The 21041-nt window shown below is 71.4% G+C and carries 15 protein-coding genes; 11 read left to right on the top strand and 4 right to left on the bottom strand.

From position 1 onward, the window contains the following. Window positions 1-16 precede the first annotated feature (16 nt). The 5 genes from C1I95_RS18695 to C1I95_RS18675 all read left to right on the top strand — a co-directional run bounded on the left by C1I95_RS18695 (window position 17) and on the right by C1I95_RS18675 (window position 6598). On the top strand, window positions 17-1009 hold the full coding sequence (locus C1I95_RS18695; RefSeq protein WP_111215108.1) for a carbohydrate ABC transporter permease: 993 nt from the start codon (window positions 17-19) through the stop codon (window positions 1007-1009). Continuing rightward, window positions 1006-1917 carry a carbohydrate ABC transporter permease gene (locus C1I95_RS18690; RefSeq protein WP_111215107.1) on the top strand — a complete coding sequence of 304 codons (912 nt, stop codon included), beginning with the start codon at window positions 1006-1008 and terminating at the stop codon, window positions 1915-1917. The genes C1I95_RS18695 and C1I95_RS18690 overlap by 4 nt, the downstream gene beginning before the upstream one ends. Beyond that, complete coding sequence (locus C1I95_RS18685) at window positions 1914-4394, top strand: glycoside hydrolase family 2 protein (protein WP_111215106.1); 2481 nt, start codon at window positions 1914-1916, stop codon at window positions 4392-4394. The genes C1I95_RS18690 and C1I95_RS18685 overlap by 4 nt, the downstream gene beginning before the upstream one ends. A 141-nt stretch (window positions 4395-4535) precedes the next feature. Continuing rightward, window positions 4536-4874 (top strand): ArsR/SmtB family transcription factor, encoded by a 339-nt coding sequence (locus tag C1I95_RS18680; protein ID WP_111215105.1) that lies wholly within the window; start codon window positions 4536-4538, stop codon window positions 4872-4874. Window positions 4875-4915: 41 nt separating this feature from the next. After that, the gene (locus C1I95_RS18675; RefSeq protein WP_111215109.1) at window positions 4916-6598 is read left to right on the top strand and encodes a SulP family inorganic anion transporter; all 1683 of its coding nucleotides are present in this window, start codon (window positions 4916-4918) and stop codon (window positions 6596-6598) included. A 96-nt stretch (window positions 6599-6694) separates the two neighbouring features. Here C1I95_RS18675 and C1I95_RS18670 read toward each other — a convergent pair whose 3' ends face one another. Next, entirely contained in the window at window positions 6695-7309 is a 615-nt protein-coding gene (locus C1I95_RS18670) for a lytic polysaccharide monooxygenase auxiliary activity family 9 protein (protein WP_233513742.1), read from the bottom strand. A 510-nt stretch (window positions 7310-7819) separates the two neighbouring features. Here C1I95_RS18670 and C1I95_RS18665 point away from each other — a divergent pair. Further along, window positions 7820-8401 (top strand): hypothetical protein, encoded by a 582-nt coding sequence (locus C1I95_RS18665; RefSeq protein WP_111215103.1) that lies wholly within the window; start codon window positions 7820-7822, stop codon window positions 8399-8401. A 33-nt stretch (window positions 8402-8434) separates the two neighbouring features. On the opposite strand, the gene ilvD is transcribed toward C1I95_RS18665, so the two are convergent. Continuing rightward, a complete protein-coding gene (gene ilvD, locus C1I95_RS18660) occupies window positions 8435-10282 on the bottom strand; it encodes a dihydroxy-acid dehydratase (RefSeq protein ID WP_111215102.1) in 1848 nt (615 codons plus the stop codon). 110 nt (window positions 10283-10392) lie between these two features. On the opposite strand from ilvD, the gene C1I95_RS18655 reads away from it, so the two are divergent. From C1I95_RS18655 to ilvC, 4 genes are all read left to right on the top strand, one after another. Further along, on the top strand, window positions 10393-12753 hold the full coding sequence (locus tag C1I95_RS18655; RefSeq protein ID WP_111215101.1) for a putative bifunctional diguanylate cyclase/phosphodiesterase: 2361 nt from the start codon (window positions 10393-10395) through the stop codon (window positions 12751-12753). Between the two features lie 235 nt (window positions 12754-12988). Then, window positions 12989-14863 carry an acetolactate synthase large subunit gene (locus C1I95_RS18650; protein WP_111215100.1) on the top strand — a complete coding sequence of 625 codons (1875 nt, stop codon included), beginning with the start codon at window positions 12989-12991 and terminating at the stop codon, window positions 14861-14863. Then, window positions 14864-15379: an acetolactate synthase small subunit gene (ilvN, locus tag C1I95_RS18645; protein WP_111215099.1), complete on the top strand. Its 516-nt coding sequence runs from the start codon at window positions 14864-14866 to the stop codon at window positions 15377-15379. Between the two features lie 83 nt (window positions 15380-15462). Then, entirely contained in the window at window positions 15463-16476 is a 1014-nt protein-coding gene (gene ilvC, locus C1I95_RS18640) for a ketol-acid reductoisomerase (protein WP_111215098.1), read from the top strand. A gap of 169 nt (window positions 16477-16645) precedes the next feature. Here the strand turns inward: ilvC and C1I95_RS18635 are convergent, their stop codons facing one another. Further along, window positions 16646-18334, bottom strand: coding sequence for a tetratricopeptide repeat protein (locus C1I95_RS18635; RefSeq protein WP_111215097.1), 1689 nt, complete (start codon window positions 18332-18334; stop codon window positions 16646-16648). 267 nt (window positions 18335-18601) lie between these two features. Here C1I95_RS18635 and serA point away from each other — a divergent pair, with 267 nt between their 5' ends. Continuing rightward, entirely contained in the window at window positions 18602-20200 is a 1599-nt protein-coding gene (gene serA, locus C1I95_RS18630) for a phosphoglycerate dehydrogenase (RefSeq protein WP_111215096.1), read from the top strand. Window positions 20201-20319: 119 nt separating this feature from the next. Here the strand turns inward: serA and C1I95_RS18625 are convergent, their stop codons facing one another. Beyond that, window positions 20320-20679, bottom strand: a complete 360-nt coding sequence (locus tag C1I95_RS18625; protein WP_111215095.1) for a hypothetical protein — start codon at window positions 20677-20679, stop codon at window positions 20320-20322. Between the last annotated feature and the right edge of the window lie 362 nt (window positions 20680-21041).

Genomic DNA, 21041 nt, shown 5'->3' with positions numbered 1-21041 from the left:
GCCCTGGAGTGTCCCGATGTCCACCACGCGCGCGGCCCCCGAACCGGCCACCCGGCGTCCCCGGCCCGCCCCGAGCCGGCGGTCGACCTGGCGTGACCGGCTGCACCGCTTCGACGTGCGGTACATGCCGTACCTGGTGATCGCCCCGTTCTTCCTGCTCTTCTTCGTCTTCGGGCTCTTCCCGATGATCTTCAACGGGGTGGTGGCGCTGCGCCACTGGCGCCTGGACGACCCGGACCTGACCGGCTGGGCCGGCACCGAGAACTTCCGTCGACTGTTCACCGACGGCGACTTCGGCAACGCGCTCTACAACACCTTCGGCATCTTCCTGCTCTCCACCGTCCCGCAGCTGCTGCTCGCGCTGGTCATCGCGTCGATGCTGAATCGCCGGCTGCGGGCGCAGAGCTGGTGGCGGGTCAGCGCCCTGCTGCCGTACATCACCCCGATCACCGCGTCCACGTTGGTCTTCAACGTCTTCTTCTCCCGGGACTTCGGGATGGCCAACTGGGCACTCGGCCTGATCGGCATCGGTACCGAGAACCCGATCGACTGGCGGGCGGACAAGCTGCACTCCTGGATCGCCATCGCCACCATGGTCAACTGGAAGTGGATCGGCTACAACGCCCTGCTGTACCTGGCCGCGATGCAGTCCATCCCGCGCGACGTCTACGAGGCGTCGGCCCTCGACGGGGCCGGCCCGTGGCGCCAACTCTGGCGGATCACCGTGCCGATGATCCGCCCGGTGGTGATCTTCACCGTGGTGCTGTCCACCATCGGCGGACTGCAACTGTTCACCGAGCCGATGCTCTTCGACCTCAACGCGCAGACCGCCCGGGGCGGTGCCGGCGGTGAGTGGCAGACCGTCGCGCAGCTGATCTACAAGGTGGGCTGGAAGGACCTCAACCTCGGCTACGCCGCCGCGATGTCCTGGGCGCTGTTCCTCATCATCCTCGTGGTCGCCGCCCTGAACACCCTGTTGACCAACCGTCTGTCGGGGGGACGCAAATGAGCCTGCTGGAGCGACCCCGGAAAGCCGCGCCGGTGCCGCACGAGGGACGGCGACGCGCCGTCCTGCTGGGCCGGGCCCCGCAGGACACCCCGGCCGGGGTCTGGACCTACCTGTTCCTGTCGGTGACCGCCCTGTTCGCGGCTTTCCCGCTGTACTGGATGTTCGTCATCTCGACCAGCAGCGACGAGGCGACCTCGAAGTTGCCGCCGGCGGTGGTCCCAGGCGACCAGTTCCTGGTGAACCTGGACGAGGTCTTCTCCCTCCAGGACGTCTACTTCGCCGCCTCCCTGGTGAACAGCGTCATCGTCGCCACCGTGGTGACCGCCTCGGTGCTGTTCTTCTGCTCGCTGGCCGGGTTCGCCTTCGCGAAGCTGCGCTTCCGGGGCAGCCGGGCGTTGCTGCTCTTCGTGATCCTCACCCTGACCGTGCCCAACCAGCTCGGCGTGGTGGCGCTCTACATCGTGATGGGCAAGCTGGGCTGGAACGGCACCCTGCTGGCGGTGATCGTGCCCGGCCTGGTCACCGCGTTCGGCGTGTTCTACATGCGACAGTTCATCGTCAACACGGTGCCCGACGAGCTGGTCGAGTCGGCCCGGGTCGACGGTGCCACCACCATGCGGGTCTACTGGAACATCGTGCTGCCGGCGGTACGCCCGGCGCTGGCGGTGCTCGGCCTGCTGACCTTCGTGGCCACCTGGAACGACTTCCAGTGGCCCCTGATCACGTTGAACGGCACCGACTACCCCACCTCGATGGTGGCCATCTCCGACCTGGCCAGCGGTAACTACGTCATCTACCGGCGGGTGCTGGCCGGCGCGTTCGTGGCCACCATGCCACTGTTGATCATGCTCGTCATCGGCGGTCGGCAGATCGTCCGCGGAATCATGGAAGGCGCGGTGAAGTCTTGAGCGACGCACGGGGGGCCGGTCCGCACCGGCAGGCGCTGCACGACGGCTGGACCCTGCGGGCGGTGTCCGGCCGCCAGGCCCCGCCCGAGGTCGACGGCCGGGCGGTGCCGGCCACCGTCCCCGGCTGCGTGCACACCGACCTGCTCGCGGCCGGGCTGATCCCGGACCCGTACCTGGACGACAACGAGACCGCGCTGGCCTGGATCGGCCGCACCGACTGGGTGTACGAAAACACCTTCGACCGGCCGGCCGGCGACCACCAGCGCCTCGACCTGGTCTGCGCCGGGCTGGACACGGTCGCCACCATCACCCTCAACGGCGTCGAGGTCGGCCGCACCGAGAACATGCACCGCAGCCACCGCTTCGACGTCACGTCGCTGCTCCGCGCCGAGGACAACACCCTGGCCGTACGCTTCGACTCCGCCTACCGGTACGCCGAGGCACACCGGGACCGGCTCGGTGACCGGCCCAACTCGTACCCGGAGCCGTTCCAGTTCATCCGCAAGATGGCCTGCAACTTCGGCTGGGACTGGGGCCCCACGCTGGTCACCGCGGGCATCTGGCAGGAGATCGGCCTGCACGGGTGGTCGGTTGCCCGACTCGCCTCGGTCCGCCCGCTGGTGACCGTGGACGGCGGCGACGGGCGGGTGGCGGTGCACGTCGAGGTGGACCGGGCCGCCGAGCTGCCGCTCGCCGTGCGGGCGCAGGTGGCCGGGCAGACCGCCGAGGTGACGATCCCGGCGGGGAAGCGGGCGGCCGAGCTGACCCTCACCGTCACCGAACCCGAGCTGTGGTGGCCCCGAGGCTACGGCGGGCAGCCCCGCTACGAGCTGACGGTGACCCTGCACGGGCCCGACGGCGACACCCTCGACGAGTGGCACCGGCGGATCGGGTTCCGCACGGTGCGCCTGGACACCACGCCCGACGCCCAGGGCGCCCCGTTCGCCCTGCACGTCAACGAGGTGCCGGTCTTCGTCCGCGGGGTGAACTGGATCCCCGACGACGTCTTTCCCAGCCGGGTCACCCGGGAACGCCTCGCGCACCGCTTCGACCAGGCCGAAGGCGCGAACGTCAACCTGCTGCGGATCTGGGGCGGCGGCCGGTACGAGTCGGCGGACTTCTACGACCTGGCCGACGAGCGTGGCCTGCTGGTGCAGCAGGACTTCCTCTTCGCCTGCGCGGCGTACCCGGAGGAGGAGCCGTTCGGCACCGAGGTGGCCGCCGAGGCCGCCGAGCAGATCGTCCGGCTGGCCAGCCACCCGTCGCTGGTGTTGTGGACCGGCAACAACGAGAACATCTGGGGTTGGCACGACTGGGACTGGCAGGAACCGCTGGCCGGGCGCAGTTGGGGGCGCGGCTACTACCTTGAGCTGCTGCCCCGGCTCGTCGCCGAGCTGGATTCGACCCGCCCGTACTGGCCGGGCAGCCCGTACTCGGGCAACGAGGAGATCCACCCCAACGACCCGGCGTACGGCACCACGCACATCTGGGACGTGTGGAACACCGACGACTACCCGAAGTACCGCGAGTACGTGCCCCGGTTCGTGGCCGAGTTCGGCTATCAGGCCCCGCCGGCATACGCGACCCTGCGCCGGGCGTTGTCCGACGAGCCTCTCGCCCACGACTCGCCGGGCATGGCGCACCACCAGAAGGCCGCCGACGGTGACCGGAAACTGCGTCGGGGGCTGGACGCGCACCTGCCCGAGCCGCGCAACTTCGACGACTGGCACTACCTGACCCAGCTCAACCAGGCCCGAGCCGTCCAGCTCGGGGTGGAACACTTCCGCTCCCACCGGGGCGTGTGCATGGGCACCATCGTCTGGCAGCTCAACGACTGCTGGCCGGTCACCTCGTGGGCCGCCGTCGACGGCGACGGCCGGCGTAAGCCGCTCTGGTACGCGCTGCGCCGGGCGTACGCCGACCGACTCCTCACCATCCAGCCCCGCGACGCCGGCTTGGCCGGTAACGGTGGCTTGGCAGTGGTGGCGGTCAACGACGGTGGGCGTCCGTGGCGGGCGTCGGTGACGGTCACCCGGCTCACCCTGGCCGGGGAGCCCCGGGCGAAGGCCACCCTGGAGCTGGACCTGCCCGCGTACGCGACGGTGACCCTGCCGCTGTCGGCGGAGCTGGCCCGGCCCGACGAGGCCCGAGCCGAGCTGCTGGTCGCCGAGGCCGGTGACCGGGCCGGGCGGGCGTTGTGGTTCTTCGCCGAGGACCGCGACGTGCGGTGGCCGCCGCCGGCCCTGGTGGCCGTGGTGGAACCGTTCGACGGCGGCCAGCGGGTACGCGTGACCGCCCGCACGATCCTGCGCGACCTGACCATCTACCCGGACCGCCTCGACCCCTTCGCCCAGGTCGACGAGGCGCTGGTGACGTTGCTGCCGGGCGAGGCGGCGACCTTCACCGTGCGCTCCGACGCCCCGCTCGACCCGGCCGCCCTGACGGCCCGCCCGGTGCTGCGCTGCGTGAACGACTGAAAGGAAGGGCCCCTTCTTAACGCCTCCGGTATAGGAAGGGGCCCCTCTTAACATCAGCCGGCTCGTGAATTGAAGAATCCTGCAAGTGCTAAAGTTGTCAAGGGCGTCGCCGGGTGGCGGCGCGGTAAGGAGGGACGCGGCGTGTCCGTGCCGCTGTACCAGGCCAAGGCGGAGCTGTTCCGCACCCTCGGGCACCCCGTCCGCATCCGGGTGCTGGAGCTGCTCCAGGACGGCCCGAAGCCGGTGCGCGATCTGCTCGCCGCCATCGACGTCGAGGCGTCCAACCTCTCCCAGCAGCTCGCCGTGCTGCGCCGGGCCGGCATGGTCACCTCGTACCGCGACGGCTCCCTGGTGATGTACGCGCTCAGCACCCCCGACGTCGCCGACCTGCTGGCCGCCGGGCGGCGAATCCTCGGCGCGGTGCTCACCGACCGGGACGCCCTTCTCGACGAGCTGCGCGCCGGCGGACGGGACGGGTGAGCGGCACGCAGGCGTCGCTCGCCGGCACCACCCGGTCGGCCGTGGCCACGCTCGGGCGCCGTCTCGTCGACCTGCTGCCGGGCCGCGCCGACTGGCAGGCGGTACGGCGCGCGCCCCGCCGTGACCTCGTCGCCGGGCTCACCGTGGCCGTGGTGGCGCTGCCGCTGGCGCTCGCCTTCGGCGTCACCTCGGGGCTCGGCGCGGAAGCCGGCCTGGTGACCGCGGTGGTCGCCGGCGCGGTGGCGGCCGTCTTCGGCGGCTCGAACCTCCAGGTCTCCGGCCCGACCGGCGCCATGACCGTGGTGCTGGTGCCGATCGTGCAGCAGTTCGGGTCGGCCGGCGTGCTGATGGTCGGCGCGCTGGCCGGGCTGATCCTGGTCGCCCTGGCCCTCGCCCGCCTTGGCCGCTACGTGCGGTACCTTCCGGTGCCGGTGATCGAGGGCTTCACCGCCGGCATTGCCGTGGTCATCGCCCTGCAACAGGTGCCAGCCGCGCTCGGTGTCACCGATGCGGACGGCGAGCGGGTCTGGGCGGTGGCCGCCGACGCGGTCACCCGCTTCGTCGTACAGCCTCGGCCGGCCGCCCTCGCGGTGGCCCTCGGCGTCGCGGCGGTGATGCTGATCGGCGCCCGATGGCGGCCCGGCCTGCCGTTCTCGCTGTTCGCGGTGGCCGCCGCCACGCTGCTCGCCGAACTCGTACCGGTCGATCTGGTCCGAATCGGCGCGCTGCCACAGGGCCTGCCCGCGCCGTCGCTGGACTTCCTGGACCTCGGCGCGGTGGGCGTGCTGCTGCCCGCCGCGCTCGCGGTGGCGGCGCTGGCCGCGCTGGAGAGCCTGCTCTCGGCCACCGTCGCCGACGGGATGACCGTCGGCCAGCGGCACGACCCGGATCGGGAACTCTTCGGGCAGGGGCTGGCCAACCTGGCGTCACCGTTGTTCGGCGGCATCCCGGCGACTGCGGCCATCGCGCGTACCGCCGTCAACGTGCGGGCCGGCGCGGTGTCGAAGCTGGCCGCGTTGACCCACGCGGTGGCCCTCGCCGGGATCGTGCTGGCCGCCGCTCCGCTGGTCGGCCGCATCCCGCTGGCGGCGCTCGCCGGCGTGCTGCTGGCCACCACCGTACGGATGGTCGAGGCCGCGTCGCTGTGGGCGCTGGCCCGGGCGACCCGGGGCGACGCGCTGGTGCTGGTCCTCACCTTCGCCGTCACCGTCATCTGGGACCTGGTCACCGCCGTCGCCGTGGGCGTCGGCGTGGCCGTCGTGGTGGCGCTGCGAGCGGTGGCCCGCAGCGCCCGGCTGGAACAGGTCCCGCTCGACTCCAGCGAGCACACCGCCGAGGAACAGGCGTTGCTCGCCGAGCACATCGTGGCCTACCGGCTGGACGGGCCGCTCTTCTTCGCCGCCGCACACAACTTCCTGTTGCGACTCTCCGACGTCGCTGACGTGCGGGTGGTCATCCTGCGGATGTCCCGGGTCTCCACCATCGACGCCACCGGCGCCCAGGTCCTCGGCGACGCCGTCCGCCGGCTTCAGGGGCGCGGGATCACCGTGCTGCTCTCGGGCATCGTGCCCGGCCACGGTGAGGTGCTGGACACCCTCGGCGTGGCCGACCAGCTACGCCGCGACGGGCTGGTCTTCGCCGACACCCCGACCGCCATCGCGTACGCCCGCGGCATCGCGCTGCCCTCGACGGACGCCTGCGCCCCGGAGGCCAACCGATCCTGATCCGCCGCCCGGCCCGTCGCCGGAGAGCGTCACGTACGAGGTCTCCGGCCCAGGACGATGTCCTGGGCCGGAGCACTGCTGTGGATGCGGTTCCGATCAGACGAAGTTCACGTCGCTGCACCACATGTAGGTCTGGTCCATGTGTGATGCCTGCCAGATGACGAACACGACGTGGTGTCCGGTGTATCCGGAGGTCGAGATGTTGAACGAGATGTTCTGTGACGGTGCGTAGCGGCCGGTCTGCGTGATGAAGTCGAGGTTGCCCCAGCCGAGCTGCTGGGTGGCCGGGTTGAACCCCTGCTTGCTCACGTAGACCCGGAAGTAGTCAGCGCCGTGGCTGGCCTGGTCGTACAGGTGGACAGTGAAGTTGCGGCTGATGTTGGTGCGCCTCCACTGGCCCGGCTGGTTCAGGCTGTTGTTCCGGGAAAGACCGTTGCTGCACAGCTGTCCGTCGGGGGTGCGGCCCTGGAAGTTCCCCCCGAGGCCGTCGCGCAGCTGGCTCATCCAGTTCCACATGGTGTCGGGGTTGGCCTGGAACGCCCGCCAGCACATGGGGTCCTGTTGCTGCATGGCCGGGTTCATGTGGTTGTTGCCCCAGGCTTGCCAGCACTGGTAGGCGCGGGATGCCGGGTTGATGATGGTGCCGTGGGCCTGGGCTGCGCCGCTCCAGGGCAGCACGCCGACCAGCATCGTGAGCAGTACGACGAGCACTCGAACGGGCTGGCGGACGGCTGACCGCGATGGCCCGCCGGATTGATCAGACTTGCGTGCACGCATGGTGCATCCTCCGTTCTCGACGTCAGGGGGATGGGAGCGCTTCCAACAACCAGCAGAGCATCGACATCTGTGAATGTCAACATTGATGTTGGTGTGTCGAGGCATTCCGGAAATTACCGGTCGTGACGAGGGTCGTCGATGTTGCCCGAGTGAGACCAGGCGTGCTGGAATGGTTCACATCGCCGCAGCGCGGGGGCAACCGCGCTGGGAACGGCCAGCACGGGAGCATCGCAGTGCCGGCAGCGCGCCGCCCTGGTAGGCGCGGGCCGCACAGTCGGGCCATCTCGACGACGACGGGCAGGTATCCCCCGGGCAGGGTGTCCCCGCCGTTCGTGTCCACCGGTACGTGTCCCATTGCGGCCGACGCGTTCGCCACTGACACGCCGGAGGCGTCCGATCCGATCTGCCAACGCATCAGAACCGGCGACGAGGTGAGAAGTAGTCATGATTTCCCGGGAAAGCTTCGCGGGGTGGTACCGAAACCGCTACCTGGGGGTGGCGGCGATCCTGGCGGTAACTGCCGGTTTGGTCGTACTGGTCAACTCGGGCGGCTCGGAGGCGGAGCCGGTTGATCTGCAAGGGCAGATCATGACCCGGATGCGTACCACGCTCGAACAGACGGACCCGGGGCAGCACAACCATGCCGGACACAATGTCCAGCAGGTGGCCGACGAGGGGGAGACGAAGCCGGCGGTGATCTGCGGGGTCCACGTCTACGGCTACGAGCCGGCCGAGGTCACCGCGTTCGCCGACGTGCGGACGGTCTACGGCTTCCACCTCTGTGGGGTCGCCGAGCAGAAGCGCCCCTGGGACGTGGCGGTCAAGCTGGCCGGTCCGGTGATCCTGGACATGTCCACCGAGCCTCCGGGCATCCAGGTGGTCGAGGCGACCGAGGACGTCATCTTCGTCGACCGGCTCCGGCAGATGTTCCCGGCCAAGTACGCGGAGCCGGCGCTCAAGGAGGCGCTGGCCCCCGCGGAAATGGCCGACCTGCGCCGCCGGTACGACGCCGCAGCGGGCTTTTGACCATGCTGGACGGCGTACGCCTGGCCCTTCCTTTCACTCGGGCACGCGGCGGTAGGCGCCGTCGCTGGCCGAGGTGGCCATCGAGGCGTACGCGCGCAGCGCCGCGGAGACCGGGCGCTGCCGGTCGACCGGGGTGTACGGGCGGTCCCGCTTCTCCTGCGCGACCCGGCGGGCGTCCAGCACGTCGGCCGGCACGTTCAGCTCGATCGACCGGTTCGGGATGTCGATGACGATCTCGTCGCCGGGCTCGACCAGCGCGATCAGCCCGCCGGAGGCCGCCTCGGGGGAGACGTGCCCGATGGACAGCCCCGAGGTGCCGCCGGAGAACCGGCCATCGGTGAGCAGCGCGCAGGCCCGGCCCAGCCCCCGGCCCTTGAGGAACGAGGTGGGGTAGAGCATCTCCTGCATGCCGGGGCCACCCTTGGGGCCCTCGTAGCGGATCACCACCACGTCCCCGGCGACGACCTCCTTGGCCAGGATCGCGGTGACCGCGTCGTCCTGCGACTCGTACACCTTGGCCGGGCCGCGGAAGGTCAGGCACTCCTCGGGCACCCCGGCGGTCTTCACCACGCAGCCGTCCGGCGCGAGGTTGCCGGCGAGGATGGCCAGCCCGCCGTCGGCGCTGTACGCGTGCTCACCGTCGCGGATGCAGCCGTCGGCGGCGTCGGTGTCCAGCGACGACCAGCGGTTGCTGGTGGAGAACGGCTCGGTGGTACGCACCCCGCCCGGCGCGGCGTGGAACAGCTCGACCGCCGCCGGGATGGCCGACCCGCCGCGCACGTCCCAGTCGGCCAGCCAGCGTTCCAGCGAGGGGGAGTGCACCGCGTGCACGTCCCGGTGCAGCAGGCCGGCGCGGTCCAGTTCGCCGAGGATGGCCGGGATGCCGCCGGCCCGGTGCACGTCCTCCATGTGGTACTGCGGCGAGTTCGGGGCGACCTTGGCCAGGCACGGCACCCGGCGGGAGATCGCGTCGATGTCGGCGACGGTGAAGTCCAGCTCGGCCTCGCGGGCGGCGGCCAGCAGGTGCAGGATGGTGTTGGTCGAGCCGCCCATCGCCACGTCCAGCGCGACGGCGTTCTCGAACGCGGCCCGGGAGGCCACCACCCTCGGCAGCACCGAGGCGTCGTCGTGGTCGTACCACCGCTTGGCGATCTGGACGGCGGTGCGCCCGGCCTCGACGAACAGCGACCGCCGCGCGGCGTGGGTGGCCAGCGTCGAGCCGTTGCCCGGCAGCGCCAGCCCGATCGCCTCGGTGAGGCAGTTCATCGAGTTCGCGGTGAACATGCCCGAGCAGGAGCCGCAGGTGGGGCAGGCGGAACGCTCGATCTCGCCGAGCTGGTCGTCGGTGACCGCCTCGTTGGAGGAGGCGATCATCGCGTCGATCAGATCGATCTTCGAGTGGACGATCCCCTCGATCGCCACCGTCTTGCCGGCCTCCATCGGGCCGCCGGAGACGAACACGGTCGGGATGTTCAGCCGCAGCGCGGCCAGCAGCATCCCCGGCGTGATCTTGTCGCAGTTGGAGATGCAGACCAGCACGTCCGCGCAGTGCGCGTTGACCATGTACTCCACCGCGTCGGCGATCAGCTCCCGGCTGGGCAGGGAGTAGAGCATGCCGCCGTGGCCCATGGCGATGCCGTCGTCGACCGCGATGGTGTTGAACTCCCGGCCCACCCCGCCGGCCTCGGCCACCGCGTCGGCGACCAGGCCGCCGAGGTCCTTGAGGTGTACGTGCCCCGGGACGAACTGGGTGAAACTGTTCGCGATGGCGACGATCGGCTTGCCGAAGTCGTCGTCGGTCATCCCGGTGGCCCGCCACAGGGCCCGGGCGCCGGCCATCGTCCGGCCGTGCGTGGAGGTCTTCGACCGCAGCTCAGGCATACGTACCAGTCTTGCACCGGCGACCCGGTACCGGACAGGTGCGCGCACCGTGTCCCAACAGATGCACACCCGGTCCCCGCGGCAAGCGCGCATCCGGCAAAGTTGGGGGCGTGCACACACCCCCGGGCATGATCGGCGCCGCGGTGCTGAGCGCGCTGGTCGCCGTCGTGGCCGGTGTGCTGCTGGCCGCTGCCGCCCGGCACCGGGTCGGCCCGCACCGCCAGGCGTACGCGCTGCTCGCCGTCGCCGGCGCGGTCGCCGTGCTGACCCTGCTGGCCGGGGTGGCCGTCGTGCTGAGCGCCGGCGGGCACTGGGCACACGAGCAGTCGCAGCGCACCGGATGGGCGACGCTGGTCGCGCTCGGCACGGCGGTGAGCGGGCTGCTCTTCTGCGTCGGCCTGCTCCGGATGCCCGGGGTGGCCGGCTCGGCGGGCTCGGCCGTCCGGCTCACCCTGGACGGCGTGATCGTCGGCACGGCGCTCTGGTTCGTCGGCTGGGTGCTGTTCTCCGAGCCGACCCGGCTGCTCGGCGACGCCACCCCGACGGCCTGCCCGGCGATCCTGCTCGCCTCGGTCAGCGCGGCCCTGAGCACCGGCCTCGCCGCGATCATGGTCTTCCGCACCCCACCGCCCCGGCGCTGCCTCGCCGTGCTGGCCGCCGGCATCACCGTGGCGACCTGCGGTGGGCTCGCCGTCGCCGCCGGGCTCTGCCAGGCCGGCTCCGGCGCGACCTCGATCGCTGCGGTGGTGCTCGCCGCGGGTCTGCTGACCGTCGCGGTGGCCGTCCACCGGATCGACCCGCCCGGCCAGGTCGCCATCGACGTGATCCGTCGCGACGGCGAGTACGCGTTCGTCCCGATGGTCGCCATGGCCACCTCGGCGATGTACCACCTCCTCCAGGACGGCCGGTTCGACGCGCTGGGCATCGTCGCCGGCAGCGTCGAGGGTTTCGCCCTGGTGGCCCGGCAGTACCTCACCCTGCACGAGGTCCGGGCCTACGCCCGCCGGCTCGCCGAGCGGGAGGCGCACTTCCGACAGCTCGCGCACACCGACGCGCTCACCGGCCTGGCCAACCGGCGGGCCCTGTTGCAGGCCCTGCACCGCTACGCCGAGGCCGGCACCCCCTGCGTCCTGCTCGGCCTCGACCTCGACGGCTTCAAGAACGTCAACGACATGCGCGGCCACGACGTCGGCGACGCGGTGCTGGCCGAGGTCGGCCAACGGCTGCGCGGCAACCTGCGCCCCGGCGACCTCGCCGCCCGCCTCGGCGGGGACGAGTTCGCGGTGCTCATGCACGGCGGCCCGATCGAGGCGGGGGTGGTTGCCGAGCGGCTGTTGGGCGTGCTCGGTCGCTCCTACGAGCAGCCCGAGGGGCCGGTCTTCCTCTCGGTCAGCATCGGCCTGGCGGGCTGGGCCAGCGAGCCCGACGTCGAGCTGTTGCTGCGCCACGCGGATCTCGCGCTGCGCTACGCGAAGCAGCGCGGCAAGAACCGGATCGAGCGCTACGACGGCGCGTACGACCGGCTGCTGCGCCGGCGTACCACGCTGGAGCACGAGCTGCGCGGCGCGATCGAACGCGACGAGCTGCGGTTGGTCTTCCAGCCGGTGGCCTCGCTGCCGTCGGTGCGCCCGGTCGGCGCGGAGGCGCTGCTCCGCTGGCACCACCCCGCGCTGGGCAACATCCGCCCGGACGAGTTCATCCCCCTCGCCGAGGAGTGCGGGATGATCGCGAAGCTCGGCGCATGGGTGCTGCACCAGTCCTGTCACCAGCTGTCCCGCTGGCTGGCCGAGGGGCACGACGTCTGGGTGTCGGTCAACGTCTCCCCGCGTGAGCTGCACGCCCCCGAGTACGTGGTGCAGGTGGCCGAGGCGCTGCGCGCCCACCACGTGCCGCCGCAGCGGTTGGTGCTGGAGGTCACCGAGCACGCGGTCGCCACCGACCTCGACGAGCTGATCCGGCGGCTGACCGCGCTGCGGCTGACCGGCGTGCGGATCGCCCTGGACGACTTCGGCGCCGGCTACTCCTCGCTGGGCCAGCTGCGCCGGCTGCCGATCGACATCCTCAAGATCGACCACAGCCTGGTGGCCGAGCACGAGCCGGTCCGGCCGGTCGGGCGGGACGGCCCGGCCTTCGCCCCGATGGTCGACATCGTCATGCGGCTGGGTCATCAGCTCGGCTTGGAGGTCATCGCCGAGGGGGTCACCACGCCCACCGAGTTGGCCGCGGTGGTGGCCGCCGGTTGCCGGTTCGGTCAGGGTGCGTTGTTCGGCTGGGGCGTACCGGCCGAGCACCTGGAGGCGATGCTGGAGGCGGCGTCCTCGCCGGGCGCCCGGCCGGCCCGCCCGGCACCGGAGGAGGCCCCGGCCGCGCCCCCGCCCCGGTCACCCGTCCCACTCTCCGGTCAGGGCGTCCCCGAGCACGTCACGCCAGGTGTCGGCGGCGTGCCGGGAACGGCGCGCCGAGAACCGTGAACCAAAATGTGGGATCAGTTGACTCATCGCGTGAGATGCGTCAGTCTTGAGCCCATGTCGTCGTACCGGTCGCTGCGAGTACTTACCTGAGCGCACTCCCTGATTGAGAGTGCGCTGGCCCCGTGCATCTGGCACGAGGGCCTTTTTCTTGCCGTCGAACCCATCGGATGCCGGCTTTCCGCCCGCGTTCCACCTTGTGAGCAGCCCCACCCACTCCAGCCGAAGGCCAACCGCCATGACGAGACCCACGCCAGAGACCCTCGCCCACTCCGTGCGCCGGGCCCGCAACGCCGCCGACGCCGCGGGCGACGCCGACCAGACCCGCGCCGCCGCCACGCCGGCCGCCCCGGCGGTACGCCCCGCCCCGGCCCAGGTCTCGGGCGCCGGCTCGCTCGTGCGCTCCCTGGAGGCGCTCGACGTCGACGTCGTCTTCGGCATCCCGGGTGGCGCGATCCTGCCCGCGTACGACCCGCTCTACGACTCGACGGTCCGGCACATCCTGGTCCGCCACGAGCAGGGCGCGGGCCACGCGGCCACCGGATACGCCCAGGCCACCGGCCGGGTCGGGGTGTGCATCGCCACCTCCGGTCCGGGCGCCACGAACCTGGTCACCCCGATCGCCGACGCGTATATGGACTCGGTGCCGCTGGTGGCGATCACCGGCCAGGTGGCCCGTCCCGCGATCGGCACCGACGCCTTCCAGGAGGCGGACATCCAGGGCATCACGCTGCCGATCACCAAGCACAACTTCCTGGTGCAGGACGCCAGCGAGATCCCGCGGGTGCTGGCCGAGGCGTTCCACCTGGCCTCGACCGGACGGCCCGGCCCGGTCCTGGTGGACATCCCGAAGGACGTCCTCCAGGCGCCGACCACCTTCGCCTGGCCACCCACCCTGGATCTGCCCGGCTACCGACCCACCCTGCACCCGCACGGCAAGCAGATCCGCGAGGCGGCGCGGTTGATGAGCGGGGCCCGCCGCCCGGTGCTCTACGTCGGCGGCGGCGTGCTCAAGGCCGGTGCCACCGAGGGCCTGCGCCGGCTGGCCGAGTTGACCGGCATCCCGGTGGTGACCACGCTGATGGCGTTGGGCGCGTTCCCCGACTCGCACCGGCAGCACCTGGGCATGCCCGGTATGCACGGCACCGTCGCCGCGGTCTACGGCCTGCAGAAGGCCGACCTGATCGTGGCGCTCGGTGCCCGGTTCGACGACCGGGTCACCGGCAAGCTGGACTCGTTCGCCCCGGACGCCACCGTGGTGCATGCCGACATCGACCCGGCCGAGATCGGCAAGAACCGGCACGCGGACGTGCCGATTGTCGGCGACGCCCGGCACGTCATCGACGAACTGCTCGCGGCGGTCACCGCCGAGCAGGCGGCCGGGCGCGGCATCGATCTCGCCGACTGGTGGGCCCAGCTCGACGACCTGCGCGAGCGGTACCCGCTGGGCTACGAGGAGCCGGCCGACGGCACCCTCTCCCCGCAGTACGTGATCAAGCGGCTGGGCGAGATCGCCGGGTCGGACGCGATCTATGTGGCCGGCGTCGGCCAGCACCAGATGTGGGCCTCCCAGTTCATCTCGTACGAGAAGCCGCAGACCTGGCTGAACTCCGGCGGCCTCGGCACCATGGGCTACGCGGTGCCGGCGGCGATGGGCGCCAAGGTCGGCAAGCCCGACACGGTGGTCTGGGCGATCGACGGCGACGGCTGCTTCCAGATGACCAACCAGGAGTTGGCCACCTGCGCGTTGGAGGGCATCCCGGTCAAGATCGCCGTGATCAACAACGGCAACCTCGGCATGGTGCGCCAGTGGCAGACCTTGTTCTACGGCGAGCGCTACTCCAACACCGACCTGGGCACCCACAAGCACCGCATCCCGGACTTCGTCAAGCTCGCCGAGGCGCTCGGCTGCGTCGGGCTGCGCTGCGAGACCGCCGAGGACGTGGACCGGACCATCGAGGCGGCGATGTCCATCAACGACGCGCCGGTGGTCATCGACTTCGTGGTCGGCAAGGACGCCATGGTCTGGCCGATGGTCGCCGCCGGTACCAGTAACGACGAGATCATGTTCGCCCGCGGCGTCCGCCCGGCCTTCGACGAGGATGACATCTAAATGACCATGCACACGCTGAGCGTCCTGGTGGAGAACAAGCCGGGCGTCCTGGCCCGGGTCTCCGGGCTGTTCTCCCGGCGCGGCTTCAACATCGACAGTCTCGCCGTCGGCGAGACCGAGAATCCGGACGTCTCGCGGATCACGATCGTGGTCAACGCCGAGTCCTCCCCGCTGGAACAGGTCACCAAGCAGCTCAACAAGCTGGTCAACGTGCTCAAGATCGTCGAGCTGGATTCGTCCGTCTCGGTCGCCCGCGAGTTGCTGCTGGTGAAGGTGCGCGCCGACCGCAGCGCCCGCGCCCAGGTCCTGGAGACGGTCAACCTGTTCCGCGCCCGGGTGGTCGATGTGGCCGCCGACACCCTCACCATCGAGGCGACCGGCACCCCGGACAAGCTCGACGCGCTGCTGCGCGACCTGGAGCCCTTCGGCATTAAGGAAATGGTCCAGTCGGGCCTGGTGGCGATCGGGCGTGGCTCCCGCGCCATCACCGCCGGCCCGGCCCTCCGGGCCGCCTGATCCACCTGTTGGCCGGCCCGTGCCGGCCGCCTGAACCAACGAGCAACGACGGGCCGAAACGGCCGCCGTACGAAAGGGAAGTCATGAGCGTTGAGGTGTACTACGACGACAACGCCGACCTGAGCCTGATCCAGGCGAAGAAGGTCGCCGTGATCGGGTACGGCAGCCAGGGCCACGCCCACGCGCTGTCGCTGCGCGACTCCGGGGTCGACGTGGTGATCGGCCTGCCGGAGGGCTCGAAGAGCCGGCCGAAGGCCGAGGAGCAGGGCCTGCGGGTGCTCACCCCGGCCGAGGCGGCGGCCGAGGCCGACGTGATCATGGTGCTGGCGCCGGACACCGCCCAGCGCCACATCTACGCCGAGTCGATCGCGCCGAACCTGGCCCCCGGCAAGGCGCTGTTCTTCGGGCACGGCTTCAACATCCGGTACGGGCTGATCAAGCCGCCGGCCGAGGTGGACGTGGCCATGGTCGCGCCGAAGGGCCCCGGCCACCTGGTCCGCCGGCAGTACGTCGACGGCAAGGGCGTGCCCTGCCTGGTCGCCGTCGAGCAGGACGCCAGCGGAGCGGCCTTCGCGCTGGCGCTGTCGTACGCCAAGGGCATCGGGGGCACCCGGGCCGGCGCGATCCGGACGACCTTCACCGAGGAGACCGAGACCGACCTCTTCGGTGAGCAGGCGGTGCTCTGCGGTGGCGCGGCGGCGCTGGTGCAGACCGGTTTCGAGGTGCTCACCGAGGCCGGCTACGCCCCCGAGGTGGCCTACTTCGAGTGCCTGCACGAGCTGAAGCTCATCGTCGACCTGATGTACGAGGGCGGCATCGCCCGGATGCGCTACAGCGTCTCCGACACGGCCGAGTACGGCGACCTCTCCCGGGGCCCGCGGGTCATCGACAGCCGGGTCAAGGAGGAGATGCGCAAGATCCTCGGTGAGATCCAGTCCGGCGAGTTCGCCCGCGAGTGGGTGGCCGAGGACGAGGCCGGGCGGCCGAACTTCAGTAAGTGGCGGGCCGAGGGCGCGGCGCACCCGATCGAGGAGACCGGCGCGAAGCTGCGCGGCATGATGAGCTGGGTCGACCGGCCGATCACCGAGACCGCCTGACCGGAGCGGACCCGCCCGGCGGGTTCGCCACCGCGGCCCGCGACCCGACGCTCTCCCCGGCGTCAGGTCGCGGGCCGCGCCATTCACCACCGGTGGCTAGGTGGTGCGGACCGCGCCCGTCTCCGTGGTGGCGACGTGGTGCGGATTGCTGGACGGCCGAGGGGCAGGTTCAGTCGACCGGGACGCCTGACTCGATCACGGCCGCCTCGGCGGCCACCCGCTCCGCCTCCGCCGTGCGGCCGAGCCGGTGCCACGTCTGGGCCAGCTCGCGCAGTGCCGTCGCCAACGCCTCGGGCGGGATCTCCGTACCGCCGTCGCGCAACAGCGCAACACAGCTCTGCTCGGCGTCGGCCGCCTCGTCGAGCCGGTCGAGGGCGTACAGCCGTTCACCCAGGGCGCCCAGCGCCTCGGCAAGATCCAGGCGCTCGTCTTCAGGATCGTCGGCGAACAGATCGCGGCGGATCGCCACGTACTCGCGGAGCAGCTCGATGCCGCCGAGCGGGTCTCCGGCGCGGTCGAGCGCGTCTTCCAGGTGGACGAGGCTGTTGCACAGCAACTCGCGGTACCGCTTGTCCGCGCTGGCCAGTTTCCGGGCCAGTTCCACGCTCTCCCGCCCCGCCGCCAGCCCTCGGTCGACCGCATCCGGCTCCATTTCGGCCGGCAGTGGCTCGATCGCCCACATCCGGCAGGTAAGCGTCAGCGCGCTGACCAGTCGGGGGCGCCACCGCTCCGGCAGCTCCTCGTCATGCATCCGGCCAACGGAGACCACCTCGGCCAGCAGCGGCTCGGCCGCCGTTCGTTCGCCCATGGCGAGGGATACCTCGGCGAGGCTGAGCAGGGCGCGGGACAGGATGTCGTCGTCATCGTCGGCCTCGCGGGCGACGTCCACCGCTTCGGTGAGCCGGTCGGCCGCCTCCGCCCGGCGGCCAGCCCCGGCCAACAGTGTGCCGAGGGTGTGCAGCGCCTCGGCCAGCCCCTTCTCGTGCCCGGGCGCAGCAGCCTCGGCCAGACAGCGCTGGTGGTCGACCGCCTCCTCCGCCGCTTGGCGGGCCGCCTCCGGCTCGCCGAGCTCTTCCTGGCATGACGCCATGACGCGCAGCAGTTGGCCGAGCAGCTGCCTGGCCCACAGCGGCTTGAGGCGCAGCGCCAGCTTGTTGTCGAGTTCGAGGTGGAACTGCTCGGCCAGCGCGAGCGCGTCATCCCACCGCCCGACCGCCGCCAGGCTCTCCGCCAGCGCAACCGCCGCCGGAAACCGGATCGCTGCCCACCTGCCCTGTCTGAGCAGGGGGATTGCCCGGTAGCGGTCCATCGCCTCCTGATGGGCGGCGAGCGCCTCCTCCGGCCGGCCCAGTGCGGCCCGGCAGTCCCCGATCAGGATCAGTGTCCGGACCAGCGCCACTCGGTCGGCGACTCCGGACGGTTCACTCCTCAGCCAGCTCGCCCGGGCCTGGTACGCCAGCACAAGCGCATCCCGTACCAGGCCGGTGGCGTGCAGGCACGCGGCGGCGAGCCATCGGGCCTCCGCCTGGACGACCACCGCCGCCCGGTCGTCGGCGTCCTCGAGATGATCGATCGCCTCGCAGGTCAGGGCGACCGTCGAAGACAGGGTCCGGTCGTCCGGGACGGCCGCCTGCGCGACCAGGGCCCGGGCGAGTCCGACGCGGTGACGGTCCGGCTGGTCGCGGTCGAGCCGGCGGTAGAGCTCCACCGCCTCGTTGGCGGCGGCCGTCCGCTCCGTGGTCGCTGTCGCCGAATGCTGGGACCGGGTGACCAAGGCCTCGGCCAGCCGTCGGCCGTACCGGAGGGGATGGTGCCGGGTGAGTGGACGCAGCGCCGCGATACGGACGGTGAGTAACACCTCGCGCTCCCTCCCCGTTGAGTGCGCTGATCTTCGTTTGTACCGGAGCGCCACCAGCCGTTGAACCCGGTGAACGGGGGATTGCCGTCGGGTGACAACGCTCTGTGAGGGCACTCACCCCACGGTCCGGGACACCTCCGGCGGTGAGCCACCTACGATCCCTGGTAGGTGTGTAGCCGGCACCGAACGGCCATGGCACGGATAAGCACAGGGCGCAGCGCGGCGTCCCGTCGCCCGGCCGACCGCATACGACGTCTACGAGGACCGATGAATCCTGTCGTACTGATCGCCGAAGAACTCGCTCCAGCCGCCATCGAGGTGCTTGCCCACGACTTCGACGTCCGGCACGTCGATGGCACCGACCGCCCGGCCCTGCTCTCTGCGCTCTCCGAGGCCGATGCCGTCATCGTCCGCAGCGCCACCCAGATCGACGCCGAGGCGATCGCCGCCGCTCCCCGGCTGAAGGTCGTGGCCCGGGCGGGTGTGGGACTGGACAACGTCGAGGTGCCGGCCGCCACCGCGCGGGGCGTCATGGTCGTCAACGCCCCCACGTCCAACATCGTCTCCGCCGCTGAGCAGGCCGTCGCGCTGCTGCTCGCGGTCGCCCGCAACACCGCCAGCGCCAGCGCCGCGCTGAAGGCGGGGGAGTGGAAGCGGTCGAAGTACACCGGCGTGGAGCTTCAGGGCAAGACCGTCGGCGTGGTCGGCCTCGGTCGCATCGGCGTCCTCTTCGCGCAGCGGATCGCCGCATTCGGCACCCGGCTGATCGCCTACGACCCGTACATCCAGCCGGCCCGGGCCGCGCAGCTCGGGGTACGCCTGGTCGGCCTGGAGGAGCTGCTGCGGGAGAGCGACTTCATCTCCATCCACCTGCCGAAGACCCCGGAGACCGTCGGTCTGATCGGCGAGAAGGAACTGTCGATCGTCAAGCCGGGCGTGCGGATCGTCAACGCCGCCCGCGGCGGGCTGATCGACGAGCAGGCGCTGGCCAACGCGCTGGCCGAAGGCCGGGTCGGCGGCGCCGGGGTGGACGTGTACGCCAAGGAGCCGTGCACCGCCTCGCCGCTGTTCGCCTTCGACAACGTGGTGGCCACCCCGCACCTGGGCGCCTCCACGGCCGAGGCACAGGACAAGGCCGGCCTGGCCGTGGCCAAGAGCGTGAAGCTGGCCCTGCAGGGCGAGTTCGTGCCGGACGCGGTCAACGTGCAGGCCGGCGGCGTGGTCGCCGAGGACGTCCGGCCGCTGCTGCCGCTGGCCGAGAAGCTCGGCCGCGCCTTCACCGCGGTCGCCGGCGGGGTCGCCGCCAGCGTCACCGTCGAGGTGCGCGGTGAGATCGTCGACCACGACGTCTCGGTGCTCAAGCTCGCCGCCACCAAGGGCCTGTTCAGCTCGGTGGTGGAGGAGCAGGTGACCTACGTCAACGCACCGCACCTGGCGGCGCAGCGCGGGGTGGAGGTGTCGCTGACCACCCAGGCCGAGACCGTCGACCACCCGGTGCTGGTCACCGTGCGCGGCGCGCTGCCCGACGGCCGCACGGTCCGGGTCTCCGGCACGGTGGCCCAGGCCGGCACCCGGGACATCATCAAGCTGACCGAAGTGGACGGCTTCGACGTGGAGATCGGCGCCGAGGGCATCCTGCTCTTCCTCCGCTACGTCGACCGTCCGGGCGTGGTCGGCACCGTCGGTACGCTGCTCGGCGAGGCCGGCATCAACATCGCGGCGATGCAGGTGGCCCGTCGGGAGGCCGGTGGCGAGACGCTGATGACCCTCACCGTCGACCAGGCGCTCGGCGCCGACCTGCTCACCTCGGCCGCCGACTCGATCGGCGCGACCGCGGCCAGCGCGGCGGACCTGCGCGACGAGTGATGTAGTCCGCGCATGACTGATGGGGGCCCGGCCGTTGGCCGGGCCCCTCGTCGTCGCCCGTCGCTGGTCTCCGCCGCCGGCTCGGCCGAAGGGTGGCCGAGTTGGTGGGGCGGACCGGGTCAGCCGGGCAGCCGGGCCGCAGGTGGCGGGTAGACCGAGCCGTCCTGGGCGTCGAAGAGCATCAGCCGGCACTCGCCGGCGAACCGTTCGATGTCGAGCAACACCTGGTCTGGGCAGGCCGGATCCAGGTTCAACTCCACGTGGTCGGCAGCCGTGTGCAACGGTGCGACCGCCCAGGGGGTGCCCGGACCGGCCGGCCGGTCGGGGTAGCTGGCGGTGATGGCCCGGTAGAAGGACACCACCCGTGGGTCCGGTTGGCGCTCGCTGTGCCGGCCCTCCCGGCACCGCTGCACCGCCGCTCGCACATCCTCGGGCGTCGCCCCGTCCGCCAGGGCCCACACGCTCAGATCGAAACTCACGGCCGACAGCGTGCCATCCGCGGTTCACCTTGTCGAAAACGGCCCGCCGCAGGCCAATCGGCGGCCGGGCAGGATCGACAACTTCAGGTCGTGGCGCGGCGTCAGACGCGCCGAGCTGAAGTTCGCCGAAGCTCCGGATAGTCCCGTGTGGAACCCTTGCCGCGAAACGCGTCGATTCGATAGCGTACGGGTGCGGTCACTGGCCGAGTCCGTGACGCCGACCCGTCTTCGGGTGACGTTGTCGACGTCCGGCCGACCGGCCCGCACCCCTCGATTGCGCGAGCCACGCGCACTCGTCGCCGACCGGCCTCCACGGTCGTTGCCGCGACCGTGGAGGCCGATCGCTGTCCCCACCCCGGATC

Origin of the sequence: Micromonospora craterilacus (genome assembly GCF_003236315.1) — a bacterium.
GTDB lineage: Bacteria > Actinomycetota > Actinomycetes > Mycobacteriales > Micromonosporaceae > Micromonospora > Micromonospora craterilacus.
Note: the sequence above shows the minus strand (reverse complement) of the source record. Positions and strands in the feature narration are given on the sequence as shown.

What these genes read in the sequence shown, in the direction of transcription:
- ilvC (WP_111215098.1), top strand. Translation starts at nt 15,463, where the DNA reads ATGAGCGTTGAGGTGTACTACGACGACAACGCCGACCTGAGCCTGATC.
- C1I95_RS18690 (WP_111215107.1), top strand. Translation starts at nt 1,006, where the DNA reads ATGAGCCTGCTGGAGCGACCCCGGAAAGCCGCGCCGGTGCCGCACGAG.
- ilvD (WP_111215102.1), bottom strand. Translation starts at nt 10,282, where the DNA reads ATGCCTGAGCTGCGGTCGAAGACCTCCACGCACGGCCGGACGATGGCC.
- C1I95_RS18665 (WP_111215103.1), top strand. Translation starts at nt 7,820, where the DNA reads ATGATTTCCCGGGAAAGCTTCGCGGGGTGGTACCGAAACCGCTACCTG.
- serA (WP_111215096.1), top strand. Translation starts at nt 18,602, where the DNA reads ATGAATCCTGTCGTACTGATCGCCGAAGAACTCGCTCCAGCCGCCATC.
- C1I95_RS18650 (WP_111215100.1), top strand. Translation starts at nt 12,989, where the DNA reads ATGACGAGACCCACGCCAGAGACCCTCGCCCACTCCGTGCGCCGGGCC.
- C1I95_RS18695 (WP_111215108.1), top strand. Translation starts at nt 17, where the DNA reads ATGTCCACCACGCGCGCGGCCCCCGAACCGGCCACCCGGCGTCCCCGG.
- ilvN (WP_111215099.1), top strand. Translation starts at nt 14,864, where the DNA reads ATGACCATGCACACGCTGAGCGTCCTGGTGGAGAACAAGCCGGGCGTC.